This is a genomic window from Aulosira sp. FACHB-615 (genome assembly GCF_014698045.1).
Taxonomy (GTDB): Bacteria; Cyanobacteriota; Cyanobacteriia; order Cyanobacteriales; family Nostocaceae; genus Nostoc_B.
Map to the genome: position 1 here is coordinate 122,848 of NZ_JACJSE010000003.1, position 25,891 is coordinate 148,738.

Below are 25,891 nucleotides of genomic sequence, written 5' to 3' on the forward strand. Positions count from 1 at the left end.
ATAATTTACTAAAGCGATTTTTTAAAATACCTATTTAGATAGATATAGATTTTTTTATGGTCAAAATAAATTAATTAACCACCTGATGTTCGGACATAAATTTCTTGGCCTTGAGAATTGTAGACGACGATTGGTAAATTAGAATTTTCACTAATGACTGTGAGTGCTTCTTGTAAAGCTTGCCAATGACTATTTTCATTGGTGGTTGTGGGATTTTCTGGATTAGCTGGTGACAATTGGCCTTGAATAACTTGTTCATATTCAGGGGTGAGTCTGACAATAATTCCGGTGTAATTTAAGGTAAAGTTACAAATCCGAATTTCTCTAGTACAAGTTTGAGCTAATTCAACGCGGGCTTCTTGCCAAGCATTGAGTTGTTGGACTTTGGTTTGGGCTTGCTTGAGTCCTTCAGAATAAGGTGCGATGAGACTTTGTGCTTGGTTGTAGTACAAGCTATCTTGAGCAATATTTTTAGCTGTTTGTAAAGCTTGTTCCCAGTATGCAGCCGCAGCTTGCCATTGATTGAGTTTTTCGTAGGCTTGGGCTTGTTTGGCAATGTTCAGTGCTTGGAGGTAGCTTTTCGCTGCTAGTTGTTCTAGGGTGGCACGATCGCGCGATCGCGCTAATTGTGGTTTATATTCTATTAGCAGCTTTTGGGCTTGGGGATAAGCCGGACTAGTTGGCGGAATTGCATTCAAAGCGTTAACAGCAACTTGCCAAGTAGACTGTACCTTTTGCCAGTCTTTTAAAGATTTGGCAGAAGTTTGCCACTTCATTGCTACACTTGCTACCCCCTTCGCGGCTGTTAATTTCTTCAACCATTGTTCTTGAGCAACTAACTGCTTATTAACAGTTTGTAAATTAATCCGATACTTCAGTAATTTTGGCTGGATGAAATTATAAAGTTCGCTATTGGGGTTAACTGTTTCTAAAGGAACGATCGCTTGTCGCCAAAGATGTTGTCTGGCTTGTAATTCTTCTAAACTATTGGTGGGGGTTTGGGTTTTTTGTTCAGCCGCCGCACCAGCTTGCAAAGCCGTAACCACCTGATTAATTTTGTCGGACTGTGTAGCCAAGGTAGTTTTGAGTTCCTGGGCTTGTTGATGACGGGGAGACCACTGCGGAATTACATTCAAAGCTTCGCTGGTTGTCTCTAATTGTTGTTTAACTCTGGTTAATTCATTTTCTGACTTTGCACGATTCATCAGTTGGCGAGATTCTGTTTTGAGTTGCATCGCCGCTTCTAACTCTTTGCACTCAGACATCACACAAGGCTGACTTAATAAATAACCACCAATTCCTAAACCCACAATCACCACCAAACCTACACCTAAAAATAGTGGTGAGAAAACTAACAAAGGTTTACGGCGATTAGAAGTTAAATCTGGTGCATCCGCTAGGGGATCATAAGGTGTTTCGAGTTCTGAATCTTCTAAAGTTTCGGCGATAAATGCTGAATCAGTATTTACCGCCTCTGAGAATGAAGCATTGGCGGGAAATCCAGCCGAATCTCCAAAGCCGTTAACATCCTCACTTTCCCAAATTCCTAAGTTTTCTTCTCTTTGCTTGATGGTTATTACACGCTTGGCATAGGGAAGCTTTTCACTGGTGACTCTGATAAAACATTGTACCCGTTGCTCCTTGTAGGTTGGTAAGGATTGAAGTGCATCCTCAATAACCTCAAAAACTTGTTCTGTGTCAACTGTGAGACCAACGGGATGTTGAATCAGAATCATTAACTCATCTTTGTTGACTGCACACCTAATTTGGAAGACTTTACCCGATGGAACTTGCGCCAGAAGTTGTTCTTGCAAAGTTCTGGCTAATAGCTGTAAATCTTCCTGCTGGACTGCCACTGTCATAGAGCGTTCCCGCTTATTATCTATAATTGTTTTTTTATCGTTGAAGGAAGTAAATGAATTGCTTGGGTTCTTTGAATCCAGATGCACAATTTAACCAACCATAGCCAAAAATAAAATAGACCAACTTTCTAACATAAATTTTGACTGTTATGACCAAATCTAATATCAGTAATTATTCGTATTTTTAGGATTTTTAATTTTTTTCTGCGCGAATTTACTAACTATGCCGATAGTAAAAGTCCAACAGGCATAATTTAATGATCATAATTAATTAGTGATTGGTTTGCCTCTGTTACTGTTTTGAGTTCACCAAATCTTAATTTAATAATTTACTTTTATAGATATCTCTTCCTGATTATGCCCAAACTTGCTTTAAAGTTTTGCTATTAGACTTGAAGAATAATTTCTGAGTCAGAAGTCAGAATGATTAATATTTTGTATTCTCTATACTTATCCCAAAATTAAACAATATACTGCCCTTATTTATCACAACCTTAACTAATTTGTTAACAGTCTCAAGTATGAAAAAAATGACAGCAGCGATCGCACTAAGGTTACAGTCAGTTACTCAGTCAAGTCTAAATGTTGCATTCGTTACAAAAATATTTCTATTCCGGGAAACTTACTCAGCCACAATTTTTGACACAACAGCTAATTTTGTTATATGCTGTCAATCCCACTGAGAAGATTGATGACAGTATATAAATTTAGTTATCTAGCAGTCTTATTTGATATATCAACAAAGGAGACAAGGAGGACAAGGGAGAGAGATTGTAAATCATTGAGGGCAGATTCGATATTTATGAGTTACAGCAACTGATTGAAAAAAGTAATGAGTAATGACTTAAGAATTTACTTATTACTCACTACTTATTACTCATTACTTAATACTTATGGTGTACCTCACTTACTTCCAAAGTGCTGTATATGGGTTAATGTTAGAAAATCATTTGCGGCATTTGCTGAATCCGATAGAATTGAACCATAAAAAATTAATGTATAAAGATGAACTAGACTTGATTATGCAATTATGGTGCTGTAAAAAAGAAACAACAGCACCATAAAAATACTGTTGGTAGTGGCAAAACAAGGTGCATAACAATGGATTTATTAGAGTATCAAGTTAAAGAATGGTTTGGGAACATCGGTATTCCTGTCTTGCCTTCCCAAAGAATAGATCATCCCACTGACCTCAAACGCTTAAAAATTCGTTATCCAGTTGTCCTCAAATCCCAAGTGTATGCAGGCGAAAGGATTCATGCTGGAGGGGTGAGAATTGTTGAGACAACCATTGATGCGATCGCCGCCGCCCAAACTATTTTTAATTTGCCAATCTGGGGCGAGTTACCAGAGGTGTTATTGGCAGAGACTAAATATGATAGCAAACAAGAATTTTATTTAGCAGTAGTTTTAGACACTGCTGTTTGCCGACCTGTACTTTTAGGTTGCAAAGAAGCAAATATTGATTGGGAATCAGCCGGCGAAAAATTACAGTATGTCGTTGTAGAACAAGAATTTTCGCCTTTTTATGCGCGGCGACTCGCTTTAAAAATGGGGCTGCAAGGTGCGCTGATGCAGTCAGTCAGCAGCGTTGTGGAAAAGATGTATGAGTTATTTATCCAAAAAGATTTAGACTTAGTAGAAATTAATCCCCTAGCTGTTAATGCCGCTAATGAAGTGATGGCACTCAATGGTAAAGTCAGCATTAACGAACGGGCTATTGGTCGTCATCCAGAACTGGCGGAATTAGCAGCCAAAATTAGTCACCGTCACAGCAGTCAGAAAAATCACAGTAAATTAAAAGATTTAAATGGTGGCGACACCCAAGGTAAAATCGGCATTTTGGGAAATGGCGCGGGTTCAATTATGGCTACCTTTGATTTAGTCGCCAGTCTTGGCGGTAAACCAAGTCATCCCCTGAATTTGCGACATGGTTTGTTAACCGACACTTCCCCAACAAGTTTTGGCGATCGCTTAAATAAAGGTCTGAATCTCCTCGCGGCTGACAAAAGTATTCAAGTAATTCTGATTAACCTGCTTGGTAGTATCCCCCAAGCCGAAGCCGCCGCCCAAGTCATTGCCAAATTTATCCAAGATTATCAAAGTCAAAATCGCCGGGAGTCCCATATTCCCCACTTGGTTGTCCGCTTGGCTGGTTCAGAGTTGAATGTAGCGCAAGATTTATTAGCCGGTGTTGAAAATCAAGGTGAACTTGTATTAGTCGAAGATTTAGATGAAGCCGTCGCCCAAGCTGTTCGTCTCGCTAAACCTGTTACTTATCAACGTGTCAAGGTTAAGTAAGGAGATTAGGGAGACAGGGGAGACAAGGTAGATCAGATGTTAAGTATTCAAGTTGTATAGGGCTAATATTTGATTTGGGAAAAAAATCAGTGAACTTAAACAAGGTTTATTTCCTACTCCCCAATCCCTACCTACACAACTAAATTCGGAAATTCAACCGGATTTCTATATATTGCGCCAATTTATCTTTCATACTTCATACTTCTTATGAACTTAACGCCAGATAGTAAAGTTATCATCCAAGGTTTTAGTGAATTTATCTCAGAAACTAATATTGTGCAGATGCAAGCTTATGGCACAAATTTAGTTGCTGGTGTGAATCCTGGTTTTGGTGGACAAAAACAATATAATTTGCCAGTCTTTGATTTAGTTGAAGAAGTTGTGGCACAGTTCGGCACAATTGACACCACAATTATTTGTGTTCATCCTTATCAAGTATTAGATGCAGCTTTAGAAGCGATCGCCTCTAACATTCGTCAAATTATCATTATCTCGGCGGGAATGCCACCATTAGATATGGTGCAATTACTCCGCAAAGCCGAAGCTTGTGAAACTTTGATTGTCGGGCCGAACAGTCCCGGAATCATTGTCCCTGGAAAAATTCTGTTAGGCACACAACCAAGTGAATTTTATACCCCCGGCCCTGTGGGAATTGTCAGCCGCAGCAGTACTTTAACCTACGAAGTTGCTAGGGAATTAACCAAAGCAGGTTTAGGACAATCAATTAGTGTCAGTATTGGCAGTGATGCGATCGTGGGTTCATCATTTTTACAATGGTTGCAAATTCTCGATGAAGATGAAAATACAGAAGCGATCGTTTTAGTTGGTCAACCTGGTGGTGGTAGTGAAGAAGCCGCAGCCCGATATATTACAGAAGCAATTGATAAACCAGTCATTGCCTACATTGCAGGTAGACAAGTATCCCCTGTGAAAAATTGGCAACAAACTGGCACTTTAGCCGCAGTGATTGGCCGTGACCCTAATTTTGGTACAGCCCAAAGTAAATTAACAGCTTTAAAAGAAGCAGAAGTTCCTGTCGCGGATCGTCCTTCTCTGATTCCGGAATTGGTTAGAAATGAGTTGAAACGTTAAGTAACCACGCAAAATTAATTACAGTCATTGCGAGCGAAGCGAAGCAATCCCAGCCCTTGCGATTGCTTCATTTCGCTTCGCTCCATTCGCAATGACTTTGTGTAATTAATTATGTTTAACTACTTAAATGTTGCCTGCTGCAAGTAATTTTTGCACTCAGTGTTTCTATGTTGGTAACAAATGCAAAGGCTGTTGTTACCACAAGAACTTAATTTTGCACGACTACTTATAACGCTGTGTGCAATTTGCTCTTAAACCTAACCCCCAACCCCCAATACTTTTCGGTTAAGCCTAAAAACAGGTAGATTGAGAGTTGTCGTTAAAAATGCACACAGCTAATCCCGGATTTCTCACAAAGATATAAAAAAAGGGGTCAAAAACTGCGAAAATGTATATATAGCAAGCATTTCAGCAGTTGTAAAGCATGACCCCATCTTTAACAGATCGCATACCAAAAAAGTTCAGAAATTCATCTACTGATTTAAACAGACGATGGGCAATATATTCTTTACATGAGTGCCAGACTAACTCGATAATGTTGTAATCAGGACTGTAAGCAGGTAAAAATTCTCGGACAAAATTAGGAAATTCTTCAGATATTTTAGCTAGAATATCTTTACGTTTATGAAAGCTTGCATTATCTAAAATTAAAATAATCTTCGACCCAGATTTTTCAAAATCTTCAAAACTGTTTCCTTGATTTATCCATTCTTGCTTAATTAATTCATTTAATTGTTGTAATTGCTCATAAAAAATATCGGCGTTTCCTTATTCTGATGGGTCTTGGTCAACAGTTTTTAATAATAGTTCAATATATTCAGGAGTCGCTTTTCGATAATATGCGTACTCTCTTTTATTATGTAGAGTTTCTAGATCATCTGGATCACCGTGCATACACCAATATGCTACTGTTCTGTGCGAACAGCCCAAAAACTTTGCAATTTCTTGTTGTGCTTTCCCATCATTTTGCAGCAGAATGATAAGTATTCTTTCCCTAACGTTTGGTAGCTCGCTTTCTTTTAGAGCTTCTTGTAGATTGCTGACTTGTGACGGTTTTAAAAAGTTTTTGGCTGGGGGCGGCATAGTTGCTTTTGAACGGCTTCATCTTATTATTATGCAACTTTACTGCCGATTAGCTTATTAGTTGATATTTCAGCCCCTCCGCATCGGAGAGGAGTTGGGGTGAGGTTAAACAACTTGTTGAATTGACGGTGATTTAAGGTTGATTGCTGTTGTTTGAACCGGAGTTAGAAGCGTTACTAAATAACCAAGCTAAAAAGTTAGCAACTGTGGCTGCACCCGCAGAGAACAAAGCAATAATGGCATCACGGGGTAAAACGTCATCTAACCAACTACTCTGGATTTTGGAAACAGGGAAATTTTCATCTAGTCCGATTTGAATTTGGGTAGTTCTGCCAGAAAAGCGGGCTTCTATACCTTTGTTGGGGATTATTTGCAGATGGCGGATACGTTGAATGTTTAGCGGTTTCTTTGGGTTTTCGCCCATGAGGAACTGATTTTGTTGAATTTTCTGTTCTTGTCCTGCCATACGGATTTTGCCTTTAACAATTGTGGAAATAGTTACATTTTCTCCGGTATCATTGGGGTTTATCTCTTCATATAAAAATTTTACGTCTTTGGTATCTATCTTTTTTTTAAACCATTGTTGTGTGTCATTCTTGGGAGGTTGGTTTAAGGTGATATGAATATTTGTATTTTGGTAAATTTCTAACACTAATTCTTTGTTATTTGGATTGACGATAAATTCTAGCGGGGTTTGATCATCAAATTGATCTGGTAATTTTAACTCTGGTAACTTATAACCTTCTAAGATAACTTTTAGGGGTTCTTCACCTAAAGATAACTCTAGTGTATTTGGATTGTTGTTGGGATTAGGTTGTAAATCGAAAGCTAGTTGCTGACGCTGAAAATCATAATTCAGTTCATTGATTTTTGTACCTGGTTCTAGGCGCAATTTAGTTAATTCAATTGTGCTGGTTGCTTGGGGATTTACTGGCGTGATTATCCATCTGCTTTTGCTGTCTTTGAGTTGGATTTTTACAGAGTTTAAGTTATTTAGTTGGGGTAAAGATGGACTTTGACTTTGAAAGTTACCTGTGAAAGTAAGAGTTTGAACACCTGTATTTTCTATTTGTTTAATGCGGCGAATATTTTGCATAAAAACTTCTGGCTCCTTACTATGATAGGTAAAGGTAATTTTTTGAGCAATAACATTACCTTCAAAGTCATAATTTCCTGGCAGAATTGCAGCAAAGGTTAAGATAATACATAATAGAAGCACTAAAAGAAAAGGAAAAAATCTTTTGTGCGTCATTATATATTTCTTCAGAAATTGCCAGCACTGTCTAATTTTATTAACACATAGCTGAATAAAACCTATTAATTTAGGGAGGTAAAACCTCTGGATTTTTCTGAAAATCGCACTGATAAATTTGAAAGAGTTGCGTTTGTTTTTTTGCCGAGATGCCATGATTTATTTTAACCAACTGGGGTTGTGTTCAAAGTTTATTCGTCTTTCTATCCGTTCGTCAGGTTGATTGCTTTGTTCAATAAACGCAACGTAGTGTACTTGATAGCGTCCAACTGGGGCGTTGCTTCCGTCTGTATTCCGTCCATCCCAAGTAAAAACAGTTTCACCGCTTTTTGAGTTAGGTTGTTTAGTGCTGTAGATTGTGGTTTCTTTAGTAGAAGAGTCTATTTTGACAATTTTAAATTTGGGGAATTTGACTCGACTCCCGGAATAAAAGGAAAATTCATACTTACCAGAAGATTGCCCTAAAATAACTGGAACATAAACTTTTTGCGAACCAAGTAGATAAGATGCCAAAGGGCGGAGGCTATTAGAGGGGATTTTTGCTTCTCTAAGAACGTAAGTTTCCCAAATAAATTGATAGCGCGAATTTTTGTTAGATAATGATAGAGCATCTAATTTATAGCGATAGTTATCACCGAATGATTGTACTTGTACCACTGGATTTTTACCGCCACGAATTTGCGGAATTTGTAAAGAGAGCGTTTTGCCATAACTGGCAATGCTACTTGTGACAATGGAAATTAAATCTAAGCTACTAAGGTTTATTGGTTCTTCTATGATACCTTCGCAACGATTGGGTGATTTGCGGCGTATATAATTGGTAGAACGAGGATTTCCCTCTTGACAATAAGCAACAGCCGGAAGATGGCTAATAGTAATTATTAATAGACTGGCAAGAATAATTTTATAATTCATCGTTTGTTTAAAGGAATGTTCCAGATGGACAGTTGCTTTTTTACTTCAGATATGGGAAAGGCAGAATTGTGTGTTTCACCGCTTTTACGCCCATCAATGGCATAAACTATACCTAAAACGCGATTTTGTGAGTCAAGCACAGGACTGCCAGAGTAACCGTGTTTGACTGCTGTTTCAGATATTTCTAGTTGTTGGTTTTGATAGTTCTTGATTTTTCCTATTACTACAGACCATAAGTTATCTTCGCCCCCTTGTTCAGAATGACCAATAATTTTAATGGGCATGTTGGAGTTAATGGCAGTTTCAGAAATGGCTAAAGGTTTAATATCTTCTGGTAGCTTATCAGTAATTTCTAAAACAGCTAAATCCAGTCGTTCATCTTTGGAAGTTGCTTTGAATAGTTTGGCATTGCGACGCATTCGCACACGGTCTTTGGGTGGTGTGCTGAAAAATTCTACTTGAATATTTTTGCCTTGTTTATTTTCATGGTTATCACAAAAAATGACATGACGATTGGTGAGGATGAAAGTGCGATTGCCTTGTCGTTGAATAACTACGCCAGTACCCAACTTTGATCCCTGGCAACGGCTGTTGCTGTTGAAAGATTTTGCAGTGATGCGTACTATAGAACGTTTAACAGGTACATTTGGATCGTTCTTAGGCAACCATTGGCGATCGTCTTCTACACTTGCTAAATTATTCTCTTGTTCTGTCAATAATCGTTTTGCTTCGTCATAGTTGTTACGGGCATAGACAAACTCGGAATCAATTGTTTCTGCTTCGCCAAAAAATTTTATGGCTTTTTGCAGGTTTCCTTGTTGTTGGTGTAATAAACCCAAATTATTATAAGCGACAGCATGAGTAGTGCTAGGAGTTCCAGTAGTGTCTTCTGGTAAATCTATGACTTTATTGTATACCTTGATTGCGTCATCTAATTTATTCTGCTCGTGTAAAACAAGGCCAAGACCGTTGTAAGCAGAAGCATAGTTAGGGTTGATTTCTGTGGCTTTTTTGTAGGCGGCAACTGCTTCATCTAATTTATTCTGCTCGTGTAAAACAAGGCCAAGATTGTTGTAAGCGAAAGCATAGTTAGGGTTGATTTCTGTGGCTTTTTTGTAGGCGGCAACTGCTTCATCTAATTTATTCTGCTTATGCAGGATAATGCCAAAAAAGTTGTAAGCGAAAGCATTTTTAGGGTTGAGTTTTATGGTTCTTTGGAAGGTGGCAAATGCTTCATCTAATTTATTCTGATTATACAGAGAAACACCGCGACTATATTCAACAACATCTAGTAATTTTTTCGTTCCACTCGCTATAAAAAAATCATAGTTAGGTTTGAGTGGAATGCCTCTTTTGAAATTAGGATAAACTTTAGTAGTAATTTCAGCAACAGTGGCTAAAGCTGTTGCTGCGGCTGATGTCTTCTGCACTGTTAGGGCTAACAAAATATCGAAATAAGCAATAACATTGTTAGGGTTGAGTTGAATTGCTTTTTCGTAGGCGGCAAAGGCGGCATCTAATTTGTTTTGGTTGTACAGGGCAATGCCGAGATTGTGGTAAGCATCAGCAAAATTAGGGTTGAGTTGAATCGCTTTTTTGTAGGCGGCAACGGCGGCATCTAATTTGTTTTGGTTGTACAGGGCAACGCCGAGATTGTGGTAAGCATCAGCATTATTTGGTTCAATTTGAATAACTTGGCGAAATATTGCCTCTGATTCTGCGTATTTACGCGCTTGTTGGGCGACTTCGCCTTGTTGAAATAGCTGTTTGACGGTGGTTTGAGCAGCTACAAGCTGGGGTGTGCTTGCTAAGAATAAGATTAAGAATAATTTGGTAAATAAGTGATGACGGCGCATAAAAATGCCAATACTTTCTCTGATTTTATCAATACTTACGTGAAATTCGCCATGCAGCAGGTAAGCATTTGATACTGGTAAATTAGTCTTGCAGAGAAAAAAGATGTGCGATCCCCCTAAATCCCCCTTAAAAAGGGGGACTTTAAGAATTTTTACCTTTTTAAGGGGGTCGCCGTAGGCGGGGGGATCTGAATTTTGGATTGCCCAAAGTTGATCGCAATTATAGGTTTTGTGTACGCATTTGTTATTTCGGCATACGCATTTGTTATTTCTGTGTATGCAGTTATAGATTTTGCATACACAATTGTTATTTCGGCGTACACATTTGTTATTTTTGTGTATGCAATTGTTATTTCGGCGTACACATTTGTTATTTTTGTGTATGCAGTTATAGATTTTGCATACACAATTGTTATTTCGGCGTACGCATTTGTTATTTCTGCGATCACTTTTGCTGATTATACTTATGCCAAAATTATCAATCAGCATCAAAAATGGGTAAAAACACAGGTTTTATAAACATTTCATGAAACTTTTAAATAAATAAATCCACAAACTTACTCATCTCAGGTAAAAGGTTACTCAATTATTTTGAAAACAGTTATCAGTTATCAGTTATCAGTTATCAATCACTGTTCACTGTTTACTGTTTACTGTTTACTGTTCACTGTTCACTGTTCACTGTTAAAAAAGGATGCCTCATGGCTTTAAAAACTCGTCGTTCTGCTGCTGTTGAAAAAGCCCAACTTCGTCTTGCTTTGCTGAAATCTATTAGTGAAAATTTAGATTTAGGACATGGATTAACAATAGAAGCTTACAACAATCTCATCAATAATACCCGTGCCATTCTAGAATCTCATAATACCCTGGTGTCCAATCTGGAAGAATCGCGCAAAACATTAACTCAAATGGACAAAGCCCTTTCGGAAATGTCTGAAAGAATGCTAAGTGGTGTTGCAACTGTCTACGGCAGAAATAGTATGGAGTATTCTAAAGCTGGTGGTTCTAACCGAAAACGCAGTCGACAATCTACTCCTAAAGTTACTCCAGTTGCGGCGGTTGTTGCCAATCAATCTACGCAAGCTGTGATGGAAAATTCATCAACTAACGGTAACGGTACAACTCCTTTGCTGCAATAGTCCATTTTCGTGTTTAGTGAAAGACTTATCATTAAGGCCGCAGGGGGGCAGGGGGGCAGAGGAGTAGGGGAGATGGAGAAAAAACCAATTCAAAATCATCAAGACTTGAAGGTTTATCAAGCCGCAGGGGGGCAGGGGGGCAGAGGAGTAGGGGAGATGGAGAAAAAACCAATTCAAAATCATCAAGACTTGAAGGTTTATCAAATGGCATTTGATGCAGCCATGAAAATCTTTGAAATCTCTAAAAAGTTTAATGTAGAGGAACGATATTCTTTAACTGATCAAATTCGTAGATCATCTCGTTCTGTTTGTGCAAATTTGGCGGAGGCTTGGAGAAAGCGTCGATATGAGGCGGCTTTTGTAGCTAAACTGAATGACTGTGAGGCAGAAGCAGCAGAAACACAAACATGGATTGAATTTGCCGTGAAGTGCAATTATATGGATGTTGAATCAGGTAGAGAGTTATATAGAATCTACAACAAAATCTTAGGTAGTTTGGTAAATATGATTACTAATCCCTCACCTTGGCTAATGAAGCGTTAACTCCCCTGCTCCCCAGCCCCCTTGCACTAATTCTCAACGTTCCAACCAAGGGCTGTAGCGACTTCATTAGCTAATTCTAGGGGGTTGAAGGGTTTAGCGATCGCTGTTACTATACCCATCTGAGCATAACGACGGCGATCGCTGGCTTGGATTTTAGCTGTTAATAAAATTACGGGAATTTCTTTTGTAGCAGCATTGGCTTGGAGTTGTTCAAAGGTGGTGATTCCATCCATATCCGGCATCATCACATCGAGTAAAATTGCATCTGGCTGGTAAGTCTCGGCTTGGGTAATACCTTCTTTTCCAGAATTGGCTGTGACTACTTCCCAACCAGCGACGGTTTCTAAACAAATTTTGGCAACTTCTTGAATATACTGTTCGTTATCTACAACAAGAATCCGTTTTACTGCCATAATTCATACCAATATATAGAAATCTGGTTTGATTATTGAAATTATTTGTAAAGGCTGGGAGTGGGGAGTAGGGAGTAGGGACAAGGGGGACAAGGGAGACGAGGGAGACAAGGGAGACAAGGGGGACGAGGGAGAAAAATATTTTACTAGCAACTCAGCACTCAGCACTCTTCACTCTTCACTCTTCACTCTCAACTGTATGATGAGTGATGCGCTGAAGTAAGTCCATTACTCTTTGTTCAAATTCTTGGGTGGTTACACGTCCTTTGGTTAAAAATTCGGTGTAGCCTAATTTAAGTCGTTGGCGTTCGGACTCATCTAAATCTTTGGCGGAGTAAACTACTACGGGCATGGTACATAAATGATTGTGTTGTCGTAACCAATCAATTACCACAAAGCCATCGCTTTCTGGCAAAATTAAGTCAAGAATTAATAAGTCAGGATTCAATTCTTGGCTGAGGTGAATGGCTTCTCTGCCTGTTTGTGCCAAGCAAGTTTCGATGTCATGGCGCTCAAATAAAGTAATTAGTAATTGTGCTAAGTCGTTGTCATCTTCTACTATTAAAATTCGGGCGCGTTTCGATGGTTTGGCAACGACTTGTTTCAGGGATTGTAATAAATAACTTTCTTGCACTGGTTTACTGAGCCAGTCTGCAAAATCTGTGATTGGTTTGCCATTAGTATCTGATTGATAAACACTACAAATTACAATCGGAATATGTTGCGTATCAGCACGTTCTTTTAAAATTGCCATTGTTTGCCAGCCGTTCATTTCTGGCATGAGCAAATCAAGTAAAATCACGTCTGGTTGTTGTGATGATGCGGTGGCGATCGCTTCTTGCCCAGTAGCAACTATTACAACTCGATAACCGCCTTTTTGTAATAAAGTTTGCAGTTCATTAGCAATATCTGGATCATCATCACAAACCAAAACCAAGGGAGAATAAGCGATTGGCAGTGGGCAGTGGTGGTTAGATTGGGTAGTTTCGGGAATTTGTGGAGCTTGGTAAATGGGGAGTGTAAAGTAAAATGTACTACCTTCGCCTAAAGTACTTTCCACCCAAATACGCCCGCCATGTTGCTGTACAATGCTTTTGCAAATTGCTAAACCCAAACCTGTGCCATCATGGTTACGCGAATCAGATGAATCTACTTGTTGAAATCGCTCAAAAATACTTTCTAATTTATCTTCTGGAATACCACGTCCGGTATCTTTAACTGAGAGTAAAACTTCATTTTGTTGCTGCTGAATTTCTAACCAGACTGTCGCTCCACTCACGGAGAATTTAATGGCATTGCTCAACAAATTTGTTAATGTTTGGACAATGCGATCGGGGTCAGCCCATAACATTACTGATAAGCTAGAAATTGCTAATTTTACTCCTTGTTTATTTGCCAATGTTTGAATAGTATTGACGGCTGATTGAATTAACTCGTCAAGGTTGCAAATTTCCCGCGCCATCTTGACTTTGCCAGATTCAATGCGTTCGATGTCTAAAATATCATTAATTAATCGGACTAAGCGATCGCTACTATCTATGGCAATTTGTAACAGCCGTTTTCCTGGCTCAGAATCTGCTTTTAATAAACCACTGGTGAGCATTCCTAAAGAACCATGAATTGAGGTTAAAGGTGTGCGGAGTTCGTGACTCACCACAGAAACAAACTCATCTTTCATTCGCTCAACTTGTTTGCGTTCTGTCACATCTCGCAAAATCACTGTATAGTAAACTTCCTCACCCATATTTAACTTAGAAATGGAAGCTTCAGCCGGAAATTCACTACCATCTCGGCGCTGACCAAATAACTCCCGCCGTTCTCCCATTCTTCGCGCTAAATTTGTTGATTTGCCAAAGTCAGATACGTGTTGACGATGAGCTTGGGTAAATCGCAATGGTAAAAGTATATCTAATTTCTGCCCCATGATTTCTTGAGCCGTATAACCAAAGATTTTTTCGGCTCCTTGGTTAAATAAAGTAATGCTTTGGTTGCTATCTATAGAAATAATTGCATCATCAGCAATATCTAAAATTCGGGCTAATTTTACTTGAGAAACCCGCAATTCTTCTTCAATGCGTTGGCGTTTATCTAGTTCTGATTGTAATTGACGGTTGACAGTAATTAATTCGGCGGTACGTTCGGCAACTCGTAATTCTAATTCATTATTGGCTTTTTGTAAGGCGGCTTGAGTTTGTTTTAATGCGGCTTCGGCTAAAGTGCGATCGCGTTGGTTGCGTAATGCGACAATACCATAAGTTAAATCTTCTGCCAGTTTTTTCAACAACTGCACTTCATCATCATCAAAAGCGTTTGCTTCCGCCGCATAAATATTCAACGCGCCAAAAGTTTGATTCTCTGTTTTTAAAGGTAACGCGATCGCCGCCCCATAACCCCGTTCTTCTGCTTGACAGCGCCAAACTTCATATTTCGGGTCAGTTAATATATTCTGAATAATGCAAGTTTTACCTGTGCGAATGGCTGTACCCGTTGGCCCTTGACCACGCACAGTATTTGACCAAGTAAGCTGGAGGGTTTGTAAATAGCCATCATCATAGCCAGCTTGCGCCACTGGTAGAATATTTTTTTCCCGATCATTTTCCGCAAAGCCTACCCAAGCCAGCCGATAACCACCAACTTCCACAATAATTTGGCAAATTTTCTGAAGTAGTTCTAGTTCGTTTGGTGTGCGGACAATAATTTGATTGCAACTACTCAATGTTTGGAGTGTGCGATTAATGCGGCGAATTTCGGTTTCGACTTGTTTATAGTGGGTAATATCGCGGGTAATTGCCAACTGGACAAATTTGCCATCAGTTTTATTTTGCAGAGGTACAGCGTGAGTTTCCATCCAGCGACGCTGACCTTGATAGGTAATCATTTCAAACTGCAAAGCACCTTTATTACCTTGACAAACACTTTCATGCAGTTGGCGAAATGCAGCTTGATATTCTGGAGTAATCAAAGAGTAAACTGATTTACCAATTACCTTGGCTTTGCTTTTAGCTTCAATAACCGCCAGTCCCGCAGCATTAATTTCTAAAATTGTGCCATCAGCCCCTACTACTTTCACACATTCCGGTTCACCTTCAAAGATGGTACGCCAGTCAGCCGCAAAGTTAGATATGGGAGATGAAAGCGCCTCTGTTTCCTGAGATGGTTGTTGCTGAGTTTGTCCCATCCGCTTGAGTAATTGTATCCGTTCCAGGCGGTTGACAATGCGAGTAACCAGTTCTGGCCCGACAATGGGTTTGCTGACAAAATCATCAGCACCAACGCTATACACCTGATTTACAATGTCCGCCTCACTATGGACTGTGAGAAATAAAATCGGTAATTCACTCCAATGGGAGTCATTTCGCACCACTTGACACAACTCAATACCGTTGCTGTGGGGCATTTCTACATCCAGAATCAACATATCTGGCTTGACTGTTTCCAAAGTTTCCCAAAACCGTCGCGGATCATCCAACCCAATTACTTGTAAACCCCAAGGTGTGAGTAAAGTTTGTAACAGAGCGAGAATTTTTGGGTCATCATCGACAGCCAGAATTTTGGCTTCACCGTGGGGTAATTGTTGGAGTAATTGAGCGATCGCATCTGCCACCTGTCCCGCCGTCATTGGCTTTTGTAAAAAGGTATGTCCCCCTTGCCTTGCCAACTGCAAGCGATTGGCTAAATCTGTTTGCTCAGTAAAAACTAACACTGGCACAGGTGGTTTTCTTTGTGCCAATTCTCCTAAAAAACTCAAACTATCTTCGGGATGCTCAGAAAAACTAGGATCAAGTAACACCGCGCTGGGATGGTCGCGGTAAAGTATAGTTCTGGCAGACTCTAGATTTGTAGCAATGCTTACTTGAAATTCTGCACCAGCCGTAGTTTGTCTTAGTTGTTCCCCAATAGTCTGGTCTTGATCAACCACCAAAACTAAAGGTAATTTACTATCAACTGCGGTTGAGTTTACCTCCTCACCTTGAGTTTGAATTTCCTGGCGCAAGGATTTCACCCAAGTTTGCAGCTGAGTCATTTCTTCCGGCGTTAACTTCTGACCAGACTTAAGTAACTGTTCAATTTGACGCGCCAGTTTTGAACCAGTCGGAAAACCAAATGTTCCTAACGAACCGGCTAAGGTATGGGCTTCTTTCGTTGCTTGGTTGAGCAATTCACTATTTAAACCTGACTTAGCAAAAACCGCTTGTTCGATAACTTTGATTTGCTCATCGACTCGCCCTTGAAATCTTTGCCAAACTCCGGCTATGGCTTGGAGTGTTTGTTGTTGTGATGATAATTCTGCTTTGGGTTTCTGGTTTTTAGACTTGGCTGATTTTGTAGCGGTTTTCTCTTCTTCCTGGGGTTTGAGCCGATAGCCAATTCCATACACAGTCTCAATTAAATCACCAGGCGCACCCACAGCTTTTAATCTCTGGCGTAACCCTTTAATATGAGTCCGCACAGCTTCTTCCCCTGGTGTATCTTCGTAAGACCACAAATGTTCTAAAATCATCCCGCAACTAAACACGCGGCGACTATTACGTAAAAATAATTCTAAAAGCGCATATTCTTTGGGAGTTAATGATAGTAAATCATTACTATAACTCACTTCACAACTACTAGGGTCAAGACGCAAATTTCCCCATTCTAAAACAGGTTGTGATGATGCACTCCCACGCCGCAATAAAGCCCGCACACGGGCGACTAATTCTTCCTCAGCAAATGGTTTCACGACATAATCATCCGCCCCTGCATCCAAGCCAATTGCTTTCTCATGACTACTATCACATCCCGTCAACAACAGGATAGGCATTTGCAAATTATTGGAGCGAATTTGCCGACACAAACTAATTCCATCTAATTTCGGCAAAATTACATCTAATAAAATTAAATCATAATTATAAGTTTGAATTAAATCCCAAGCAGATTCACCATCATTTGCGACTTCCACTGCATAGTTCTGGTTAGTCAGAACAGCCGTTAGGGCATAGGCATTTAACTCGTCATCCTCGACAACTAATATTTTCATATCTTAAGATTTCCTAAATGTTAGTATTAATAGATGATGAGTACAGCAGTCCTAAATCATTTGTAAATTTTCTATATCTTTTTCTTCTTTCTTACCTTTGCGTCCTTGGCGTTCTTGGCGGTTCGTTTCCATATATATGTTTTTCACGACTAATTTAGGATTGCTATAAAAAAAGTATGACTTAACGCAAAAACTCTCTCATACTCTTATAACTTCGTCTCCTACCCTGCCGGAAGCCGCTTGCGCGTCTACGTTTTTTCATACTTTTGTGTAAGTACTAAAATTTAAAATTTAAATTGGCAATTTGCGCTTTAAAGCATAGTAAATTATTCATGCTCTAATGTTAAGTTTAATTCACAATTGTCAACATTTATCAATCTTTAGAAATAGTTGTCGAGAGCATTAAGCTCTAAAATTTACAACGTCTCTTCAAGCTTTTCCTGGCACATTGAAATTCTGAAATAACTATTAAGAGAGTAGTCTCAACCTTGCCAAATTTGCATAGTACTTAAAAGCTGAAAATCCCCTCCCACAACCATCTTGAGTGCTGAGTCCGCGCGATCGCAACATCTAAACTCAGTCATCTCATGGGGGATCATCCTCACAAGTTCCTCAAATTCTTTCTTTATAAATTAAAGATAGATGTCACATACAGGGTTGCTCGATGATTACAGCTATTAAATAAATTATTTTTGCAATTTTTTGCCAAAAACAGATGCAGACTTCTCAATTATGGTGATTCTGCATTTACACACCAAAAACTTTCAAGTTATTCGCAATCACAGCCAGAGGTCTATATGCTGAAAAAGATTTTGGTTGCATTGGATCGTTCGGAAATGGGAACAGAGGTTTTTGAGCAAGCATTGACCTTAGCCAAAGCTATATCCGCCCAATTATTGCTGCTGCATGTTCTCTCCCCAGAGGAAGAAGGTAGCCCTTATATTCCCATGTTATCTAATGTGGACTACTATCCAGGTTTGAGCGCCCAAAGTTTAGATTTATACCAAAAACAATGGGATAAATTCAAAGATGAAGGCGTGGGGATGTTGCAATCTTTCTCGGCTCAAGCCAACACAGCCAATGTGACAGCAGAATTTAGCCAAATTTTAGGCAACCCTGGCAATACTATTTGTAAACTGGCTGCTCAATGGAATGCAGACTTAATTGTCATGGGACATCGGGGACGTTCGGGAATAACAGAATTTTTCTTGGGTAGTGTAAGTAACTACGTACTGCATCACGCCAAATGTTCAGTCTTTATCGTCAATCACCCCCCTGTCAAGAAAGAGGCTGACAAACCAGCCGTGACGGTGATTAGTCAGGCTTGACTTAGGGACAAGGGAGACAAGGGAGAGGGGGAAGGGTGGGAGGAGTGGGAGGATGGTGAAGAAATCTTTCCCCCCACACTCCCCTCTCTCCCCACACTCCCCGCCCCTCCTATAACTCACGAATCTCTAGCAGTAACAATGACAACCGCATCAACCGTAGTTTTACCCCATCCTAGTGGTGATAAACGCCTGAAGATGCTAGACGCAACTATGAAGCGTCACCAGTATCAACAAGATGCCTTAATCGAAATTCTCCACAAAGCCCAAGAACTATACGGTTACTTAGAAAGCGACTTATTACTTTATATTGCTCATAAACTCAAACTGCCTCCCAGCCGAGTTTATGGTGTAGCGACTTTTTACCATTTATTTTCTTTAGCGCCCCAAGGAGTTCATAGTTGTGTGCTGTGTACAGGAACAGCTTGTTACGTCAAAGGCGCTCAAGCAATTTTGGCAAGTGTAGAAAAAATAACTCACATTCGGGCTGGTGAAACTACAACCAACGGTCAATTATCACTACTGACAGCAAGATGTTTAGGGGCTTGCGGAATTGCCCCGGCTGTGGTGTTTGATGGCACAGTCTTAGGCAATCAAACCCCAGAATCAGTTTGCGATCGCATCCAAGGATGGCTGGAAAATGGAACTCAATGAATTATTAGCAATTGCCAAACAAGAACGCTCTCAAGCTAAACCAGTACAAATTCGTTGCTGTACGGCTGCTGGCTGTTTATCTGGTAACGCCGCCAGCGTTAAACATGAACTGGAAGCAGGAATCAAAGCCGAAGGTTTAGAAAAAGATGTACAAGTTTCTGGTGTGGGCTGTATGCGTTTATGTTGCCAAGGGCCACTAGTTCAAGTTGACACCCCAGCAGGTAGTAAACTTTACGAACAAGTCACCACTCAAGACGCATTTGCAATTATTGAAGCCTTGGATGGCGGCAAAACCCATATTTCCGAAATAGATTTATCCCAGCCATTCTTTAGTTATCAAAAACCCATCGTTTTAGAAAATAGCGGCAAAATTGACCCCGAAAAAATTCAAGCTTATATTGCCGCTAAGGGTTATCAAGCTCTCTACCATGTGTTGCGAGAAATGACCCCAGGTGAAGTAGTCGAGACAATTAGCCGTAGTGGTTTGCGCGGACGGGGAGGCGCAGGTTATCCCACAGGAATTAAATGGGCGACTGTTGCTAAAGCCAAAAGCGGCCGCAAATTTGTTATCTGTAACGCCGATGAAGGTGATCCCGGCGCATTTATGGATCGGAGTGTCCTAGAGAGTGATCCCCATCGCGTTTTAGAAGGAATGGCGATCGCGGCTTATGCCGTTGGAGCCAATCAAGGTTATATTTATGTCCGGGCAGAATATCCCGTGGCAATTCATCGGCTGCAAACGGCCATCCATCAAGCCCAACGCCTTGGTTTATTGGGTAGCCAAATTTTTGAATCTCCCTTTGACTTCAAAATCGATATCCGCATTGGTGCTGGGGCTTATGTCTGCGGTGAAGAAACTGCCTTAATGGAGAGTATCGAAGGTAAACGCGGCCTACCTCATCCCCGCCCACCCTATCCGGCTGAATCGGGTTTGTGGGGTCATCCCACCTTAATTAACAACGTCGAAACCTTCGCTAACATCGCACCAATTATTCGTAACGGTGCTGACTGGTTTGCGAATATTGGGACGGAAAAAAGCAAAGGGACAAAAGTTTTCGCTCTCGCAGGCAAAATCCGCAACACAGGCTTAATCGAAGTCCCAATGGGAACCTCCTTACGACAAATTGTCGAAGAAATGGGAGGCGGTATTCCCGATGGTGGTACAGCTAAAGCAGTACAAACAGGTGGCCCTTCTGGGGGATGTATCCCTGCTTCCGCCTTTGATACACCTGTAGATTATGAATCCCTGACAAACCTCGGCTCAATGATGGGTTCCGGCGGCATGATTGTCATGGACGATAGTACCAACATGGTAGACGTTGCCCGCTTCTTCATGGAATTTTGCATGGATGAATCCTGCGGTAAGTGTATTCCTTGCCGCGTCGGCACTGTGCAGATGCACAAATTATTAACCAAACTCATGCAAGGCAAAGCAACTCAAGCTGATATGACGCTCCTGGAAGAACTGTGCGATATGGTCAAACACACCAGCCTGTGCGGTTTAGGACAATCTGCACCCAACCCCGTCTTGAGTACATTACGCTACTTCCGCGAGGAATACGTTGAGTTGATTGAAGAGTACTTGGAGTTGATTAAGGAGGAGGAAGTAATGGTGTAAGGGTTTAGAGATGTAAGGGTGTGAGGACTAGAGATTAGTGACAAATATTACTAGTTTGCGCGATGTGCGACTTATTCTTGACACCCCTCTCCAAACCTCTCACGCCAGTCGCTACAACGGAGGGAACCTCCGCAACGCGCTGGCTCCCCGGAGCGGAGAGAGGCTTTGAATCTTGCTCCCCTTCCCTAGTAGGGAAGGGGTTGGGGGTTAGGTTTTAGAGAAAGTTGCACACGGCGTTAGTTTTCTAAGTATTAAACCTGAATTTTTAAACCATAACCCTCAACCTCTAACCCCTAATCCCTAGTCCCTCACCTGTAACCTGTAACCTCTCACCTAAATTATGACCGTAAAAACCTTAACAATTAATGGTCAACTGGTCAGCGCCAGCGAAGAAGAAACGTTGCTAGATGCAGCGCAAGCAGCCGGAATTCATATTCCCACACTGTGCCATGTAGAAGGTGTGGGAGATGTCGGTGCTTGTCGGCTGTGTTTAGTTGAGATTGCCGGCAGTAGTAAATTACAACCTGCTTGCGTGACAAAAGTTAACGAAGGAATGGAGGTTTACACCAATAGCGATCGCCTGCAAAAATACCGTCGGACAATTGTTGAAATGCTGTTTGCGGAAGGCAATCACATTTGTTCTGTGTGCGTAGCAAACGGTAATTGCGAATTACAAGACTTAGCGATTGAAATGGGTATGGATCATGTACGTTTAGATTATCACTTCCCCAATCGCAAAGTAGATGTTTCCCACGATCGCTTCGGTATTGACCATAACCGATGTGTGCTGTGTACTCGTTGTGTCCGTGTTTGTGACGAAATCGAAGGCGCTCACACTTGGGATATGGCAGGCAGGGGTACAAACTCCCATGTCATTACTGACTTGAGCCAGCCCTGGGGAACATCTCAAACTTGTACCTCTTGTGGTAAATGTGTCAACGCTTGCCCCACAGGTGCGATTTTCTACCAAGGTTCCAGTGTTGGGGAAATGAAACATCATCGGGACAAACTTGATTTCTTAGTTACCGCAAGAGAAAAACAGCAATGGAATTTTTAGCCGTTGATTTTGAGTCGAAGCCAGGAGATATATATGAAACTCCGTCGCATCCGAAACATATTTTGGTGGTTGCTAGTAGTCAGTATTTTGACAATATCTATATTCCTGGCTTTAGCAAGTCCCACATCACCAACGGCGATCGCATCTGTTACACATTTAGAAGCCGCCCCTGGCGAAATACTTTATCGCTCACAAACAAAATTAGATGATCAATCAGGACACGTCTGGCAAGTGGTTCTATTTAAGCAAATTTATCCTGGTCAAAATACCAGTGTAAATCTGCGGCTTGTGGGTTTTCCCAACTCCGCCGAATTAATTCATCCCCAACCCCTGAAAATCACCACCGCATCCGGCAAAGTGTTCACAGCCTCTGACGTGTTCCTCGATGAAGCCCCAGCCCCAACTATCGGCCAGTACAACTTCCAAAATATCTTGCCCCAATTACCCAACGAACCCCTACAACTCGCCATTCCTTTACCTGGACAGAAGTCGATCAATATTTCAGTCCCTTACCCTGTCGTCCTGGAATGGCAGGAAGTTATGAGGGATGAGTAGGGAGTGTGGGAGTTTGGGAGGTGTGGGGAGTGTGGGGAGTGTGGGAAGTGTGGGAAGTGTGGGGAGTGTGGGGAGTGTGGGGAGTGTGGGGAGTGTGGGAAGTGTGGGGAGTGTGGGAAGAGAGGGGGGAAAGATTTCTTCACCATCCTTCCAAACCTCCCCCCTCACCCTTGTCTCCCCCCTCGCCCTTGTCTCCCCCCTCGCCCTTGTCTCCCCCCTTGCCCTTGTCTCCCACCTCGCCCTTGTCTCCCCCCACTCCCAACTCCCAACTCCCCACTCCCCACTCCCCACTCCCCACTCCCCACTCCCCAAAATCAACTATGACTCGCTTACGACTAGCAACAGTATGGTTAGGCGGCTGTTCTGGCTGTCACATGTCCTTTCTAGATTTAGATGAATGGCTGATAGATTTAGCCGGACTGGTGGATATTGTTTACAGCCCATTCGCTGATATTAAAGAATATCCCCAGGATGTAGATGTAGTTTTGGTGGAAGGTGCGATCGCTAATGAAGAACACTTAACCACAATCCGCACCGTTCGAGAACGTTCTAAACTCTTAATTTCCTTTGGTGATTGTGCTGTGACGGGCAATGTTACCGCCTTACGTAATCCATTAGGTAGCGCCGAACCAGTACTCCAGCGATGTTATGTCGAACTTGTGGATCTTCATCCCCAAATACCCCAAGAACCCGGCATAGTACCCCCGCTATTAGATCAAGTCACACCTGTACATTACGTAGTCCCCGTTGATATTTATTTACCCGGTTGTCCACCCTCAGCAACACGCATTCGCGCCGCATTAGAACCGCTTTTAAAAGGTGAAAAACCACAACTCGCAGGACGCGAATTAATCAAATTTGGTTAAATTTCTCCCTTGTCCACCTTGTCTCCCTTGTCTCCCTTGTCCCCTTATTCCCCACTCTATAGGAGATTTATTATGCTAAAAGCCGCAGACATTATGACAAAAGATGTAGCCACCATTCGTAGCTCTGCCACAGTTGCAGAAGCAGTACAGTTAATGCGGGCTAGAGATTGGCGGGCGTTAATTGTTGACCGTCGCCACGAACAAGATGCTTACGGCATTATTAGCGAGAGCGATATTGTCTATAAAGTTATTGCTTATGGTAAAGACCCTCATAAAACACGGGTATACGAGGTTATGACCAAGCCTTGCATCGCAATTAATCCCGACTTGGGTTTAGAATATGTCGCGCGGTTGTTTGCTCAACATCGTTTACACAGAGCGCCTGTTATCCAAGGTGAACTGGTAGGGATCATTTCGCTGACTGATATTTTGGCTTTAAGTGACTTTCTGGAACAACCCCGGTCGATTCTTTTAGAACAACAACTACAAGAAGAGATTAAAAAAGCTCGCGCCATCTGCATAGAAAAAGGTATCCACTCAGAAGAATGCGCCGCAGCTTGGGATGCAGTGGACGAAATGCAATCAGAAATCGCACATCAAACAGCCGTCAAAATCGACAGCACAGCTTTTGAAGATTACTCGGAAAGTGTGAAGTATGAAGTGTGAAGTGAGGGGACAAGGAAGACACGGGCGACAAGGGAGACAAGGAGGACAAGGGAGACAAGGAGGACACACAAGCATCTTTCTACCTTGTCTCCCCACACTCCCCACACTCCCCACACTCCCCACACTCCCCACACTCCCCACTCAGCACTCTTAACCAGCAATGACTAAAAAAATCGTTATCGATCCCGTTACCCGCATTGAAGGACATGCCAAGATTAGTATTTTTTTGGATGATACTGGTCAAGTGAGTGATGCTCACTTTCATGTCACAGAATTTCGTGGGTTTGAGAAGTTTTGCGAAGGTCGGCCGTTGTGGGAAATGCCGGCAATTACCGCTAGGGTTTGTGGTATTTGTCCGGTGAGTCACTTGTTAGCTTCAGCTAAAGCAGGCGATCGCATTTTAGCTGTTACTATCCCACCGACAGCTGCTAAACTCCGAAGATTGATGAATTTAGGGCAAATTCTCCAATCCCATGCACTGAGCTTCTTTCATCTCAGCGCCCCTGATTTTTTATTGGGAATGGATAGTAATCCCCAAACCCGCAATGTCTTTGGTTTAATTGCAGCAGAACCAGAATTTGCCCGTGGTGGAATTCGTTTACGTCAGTTTGGTCAAGAAATTATTGAGTTACTGGGAGGACAAAAGATTCACCCAGCTTGGGCGGTTCCCGGTGGTGTGCGCGAACCACTCACATCAGAAAAACGCAGCCATATCCAAAACCGCATTCCCGAAGCCCGCGCCACGATTTTAAATGCGTTGGCGAGATTTAAAAACTTGCTCGACGATTATGCCGCCGAAGCCCAAACCTTTGGTAATTTCCCTAGTTTATTTATGGGGTTAGTCACTCCCAATGGTTTATGGGAAACTTACGATGGACATCTCCGCTTTGTGGATAGTGCAGGTAACATCCTTGCCGATAAACTTGATCCCACGCGCTATCAAGAATTTATTGGGGAAGCAGTTCAACCAGACTCTTACTTAAAATCTCCCTACTACCGACCCTTGGGTTATCCTAACCAAAATGACCATTGTCGGATAGATAGTGGGATGTATCGGGTAGGGCCACTAGCACGACTAAATATTTGTAATCGAATTGGCACACCTTTAGCTGATCAAGAATTACAAGAATTCCGCGATCGCGGTCAAGGTACAGTCAAATCATCTTTCTTTTATCACTATGCCCGCTTAATCGAAATTATCGCTTGTATCGAACACATTGAAATTTTACTTAACGACCCAGACATTTTATCAACACGACTGCGTGCCGAAGCAGGCATTAACCAACTAGAAGGAGTTGGTGTCAGCGAAGCACCACGCGGCACATTATTTCATCATTATCGCGTTGATGAAAATGGGTTACTGCAAAAAGTCAACTTAATCATTGCCACAGGACAAAATAACCTAGCAATGAATCGTACAGTTGCTCAAATTGCCCGACATTTCATTCAAGGTAATGATATTCCTGAAGGAATGCTCAACCGTGTCGAAGCCGGGATTCGTGCCTTTGACCCCTGTTTAAGTTGTTCAACTCACGCCGCCGGACAAATGCCTTTACAAATTCAACTAATAGCAGCCGATGGCAATATTATCAATCAAGTTTGGCGGTATTAAACTGTGGGTGTTGCTGAATTAGGAGATGAAATTTCAGGTACTCAAATGTAAAACTCCTTGTTCTC

The 25,891-nt window shown here is 41.4% G+C and carries 19 protein-coding genes and 1 pseudogene; 13 read left to right on the plus strand and 7 right to left on the minus strand.

The window, feature by feature from the left end:
- Positions 1–74: 74 nt before the first annotated feature.
- Positions 75–1,862, minus strand: coding sequence for a hypothetical protein (locus H6G77_RS05360; RefSeq protein WP_190871015.1), 1,788 nt, complete (start codon positions 1,860–1,862; stop codon positions 75–77).
- Between the two features lie 893 nt (positions 1,863–2,755).
- Between H6G77_RS05360 and H6G77_RS05365 the strand changes: the two genes are divergently transcribed.
- The 3 genes from H6G77_RS05365 to H6G77_RS05375 all read left to right on the plus strand — a co-directional run bounded on the left by H6G77_RS05365 (position 2,756) and on the right by H6G77_RS05375 (position 5,255).
- Positions 2,756–2,926, plus strand: coding sequence for a hypothetical protein (locus H6G77_RS05365; RefSeq protein ID WP_190591579.1), 171 nt, complete (start codon positions 2,756–2,758; stop codon positions 2,924–2,926).
- Between the two features lie 37 nt (positions 2,927–2,963).
- On the plus strand, positions 2,964–4,163 hold the full coding sequence (locus tag H6G77_RS05370; RefSeq protein ID WP_190591578.1) for a succinate--CoA ligase subunit beta: 1,200 nt from the start codon (positions 2,964–2,966) through the stop codon (positions 4,161–4,163).
- A 207-nt stretch (positions 4,164–4,370) separates the two neighbouring features.
- Positions 4,371–5,255: a CoA-binding protein gene (locus tag H6G77_RS05375; RefSeq protein WP_190591577.1), complete on the plus strand. Its 885-nt coding sequence runs from the start codon at positions 4,371–4,373 to the stop codon at positions 5,253–5,255.
- Between the two features lie 468 nt (positions 5,256–5,723).
- On the opposite strand, the pseudogene H6G77_RS05380 reads toward H6G77_RS05375, so the two are convergent.
- The 4 genes and pseudogenes from H6G77_RS05380 to H6G77_RS05395 form a co-directional block, all read right to left on the minus strand.
- A pseudogene (locus H6G77_RS05380) lies at positions 5,724–6,338 on the minus strand (transposase); the annotation flags it as partial.
- Positions 6,339–6,471: 133 nt separating this feature from the next.
- Entirely contained in the window at positions 6,472–7,590 is a 1,119-nt protein-coding gene (locus H6G77_RS05385) for a hypothetical protein (RefSeq protein ID WP_242049150.1), read from the minus strand.
- A 159-nt stretch (positions 7,591–7,749) separates the two neighbouring features.
- On the minus strand, positions 7,750–8,505 hold the full coding sequence (locus H6G77_RS05390) for a FlgD immunoglobulin-like domain containing protein (protein ID WP_190871017.1): 756 nt from the start codon (positions 8,503–8,505) through the stop codon (positions 7,750–7,752).
- The gene (locus H6G77_RS05395; protein WP_190871018.1) at positions 8,502–10,361 is read right to left on the minus strand and encodes a serine protease; all 1,860 of its coding nucleotides are present in this window, start codon (positions 10,359–10,361) and stop codon (positions 8,502–8,504) included. Before H6G77_RS05395 ends, H6G77_RS05390 begins: the two co-directional genes overlap by 4 nt.
- A 701-nt stretch (positions 10,362–11,062) precedes the next feature.
- Between H6G77_RS05395 and H6G77_RS05400 the strand changes: the two genes are divergently transcribed.
- Both H6G77_RS05400 and H6G77_RS05405 read left to right on the plus strand, forming a co-directional pair.
- Positions 11,063–11,500 (plus strand): hypothetical protein, encoded by a 438-nt coding sequence (locus H6G77_RS05400; RefSeq protein WP_190871019.1) that lies wholly within the window; start codon positions 11,063–11,065, stop codon positions 11,498–11,500.
- A gap of 156 nt (positions 11,501–11,656) precedes the next feature.
- A complete protein-coding gene (locus H6G77_RS05405; protein ID WP_190871200.1) occupies positions 11,657–12,043 on the plus strand; it encodes a four helix bundle protein in 387 nt (128 codons plus the stop codon).
- A gap of 26 nt (positions 12,044–12,069) precedes the next feature.
- Here H6G77_RS05405 and H6G77_RS05410 read toward each other — a convergent pair whose 3' ends face one another.
- Together H6G77_RS05410 and H6G77_RS05415 are read right to left on the minus strand one after the other, a co-directional pair.
- Positions 12,070–12,456, minus strand: a complete 387-nt coding sequence (locus H6G77_RS05410; RefSeq protein WP_190591572.1) for a response regulator — start codon at positions 12,454–12,456, stop codon at positions 12,070–12,072.
- Positions 12,457–12,634: 178 nt separating this feature from the next.
- Positions 12,635–17,473 (minus strand): response regulator, encoded by a 4,839-nt coding sequence (locus H6G77_RS05415; RefSeq protein ID WP_190871020.1) that lies wholly within the window; start codon positions 17,471–17,473, stop codon positions 12,635–12,637.
- A 797-nt stretch (positions 17,474–18,270) separates the two neighbouring features.
- Here H6G77_RS05415 and H6G77_RS05420 point away from each other — a divergent pair.
- From H6G77_RS05420 to H6G77_RS05455, 8 genes are all read left to right on the plus strand, one after another.
- Positions 18,271–18,801: a universal stress protein gene (locus tag H6G77_RS05420; protein WP_190591570.1), complete on the plus strand. Its 531-nt coding sequence runs from the start codon at positions 18,271–18,273 to the stop codon at positions 18,799–18,801.
- A gap of 138 nt (positions 18,802–18,939) precedes the next feature.
- Entirely contained in the window at positions 18,940–19,452 is a 513-nt protein-coding gene (hoxE, locus tag H6G77_RS05425; RefSeq protein ID WP_190871021.1) for a bidirectional hydrogenase complex protein HoxE, read from the plus strand.
- Positions 19,439–21,070: an NADH-quinone oxidoreductase subunit NuoF gene (gene nuoF / locus H6G77_RS05430; protein ID WP_190871022.1), complete on the plus strand. Its 1,632-nt coding sequence runs from the start codon at positions 19,439–19,441 to the stop codon at positions 21,068–21,070. The genes hoxE and nuoF overlap by 14 nt, the downstream gene beginning before the upstream one ends.
- Before the next feature lie 340 nt (positions 21,071–21,410).
- Positions 21,411–22,127: a bidirectional hydrogenase complex protein HoxU gene (hoxU, locus tag H6G77_RS05435; RefSeq protein WP_190670196.1), complete on the plus strand. Its 717-nt coding sequence runs from the start codon at positions 21,411–21,413 to the stop codon at positions 22,125–22,127.
- A 33-nt stretch (positions 22,128–22,160) separates the two neighbouring features.
- On the plus strand, positions 22,161–22,682 hold the full coding sequence (locus H6G77_RS05440; RefSeq protein WP_190871023.1) for a DUF3122 domain-containing protein: 522 nt from the start codon (positions 22,161–22,163) through the stop codon (positions 22,680–22,682).
- Positions 22,683–23,002: 320 nt separating this feature from the next.
- Positions 23,003–23,548 carry an oxidoreductase gene (locus tag H6G77_RS05445; RefSeq protein WP_190589892.1) on the plus strand — a complete coding sequence of 182 codons (546 nt, stop codon included), beginning with the start codon at positions 23,003–23,005 and terminating at the stop codon, positions 23,546–23,548.
- Positions 23,549–23,620: 72 nt separating this feature from the next.
- Entirely contained in the window at positions 23,621–24,214 is a 594-nt protein-coding gene (locus H6G77_RS05450) for a CBS domain-containing protein (protein ID WP_190589893.1), read from the plus strand.
- A 160-nt stretch (positions 24,215–24,374) separates the two neighbouring features.
- Positions 24,375–25,826, plus strand: a complete 1,452-nt coding sequence (locus tag H6G77_RS05455) for a Ni/Fe hydrogenase subunit alpha (RefSeq protein ID WP_190871024.1) — start codon at positions 24,375–24,377, stop codon at positions 25,824–25,826.
- Positions 25,827–25,891 lie beyond the last annotated feature (65 nt).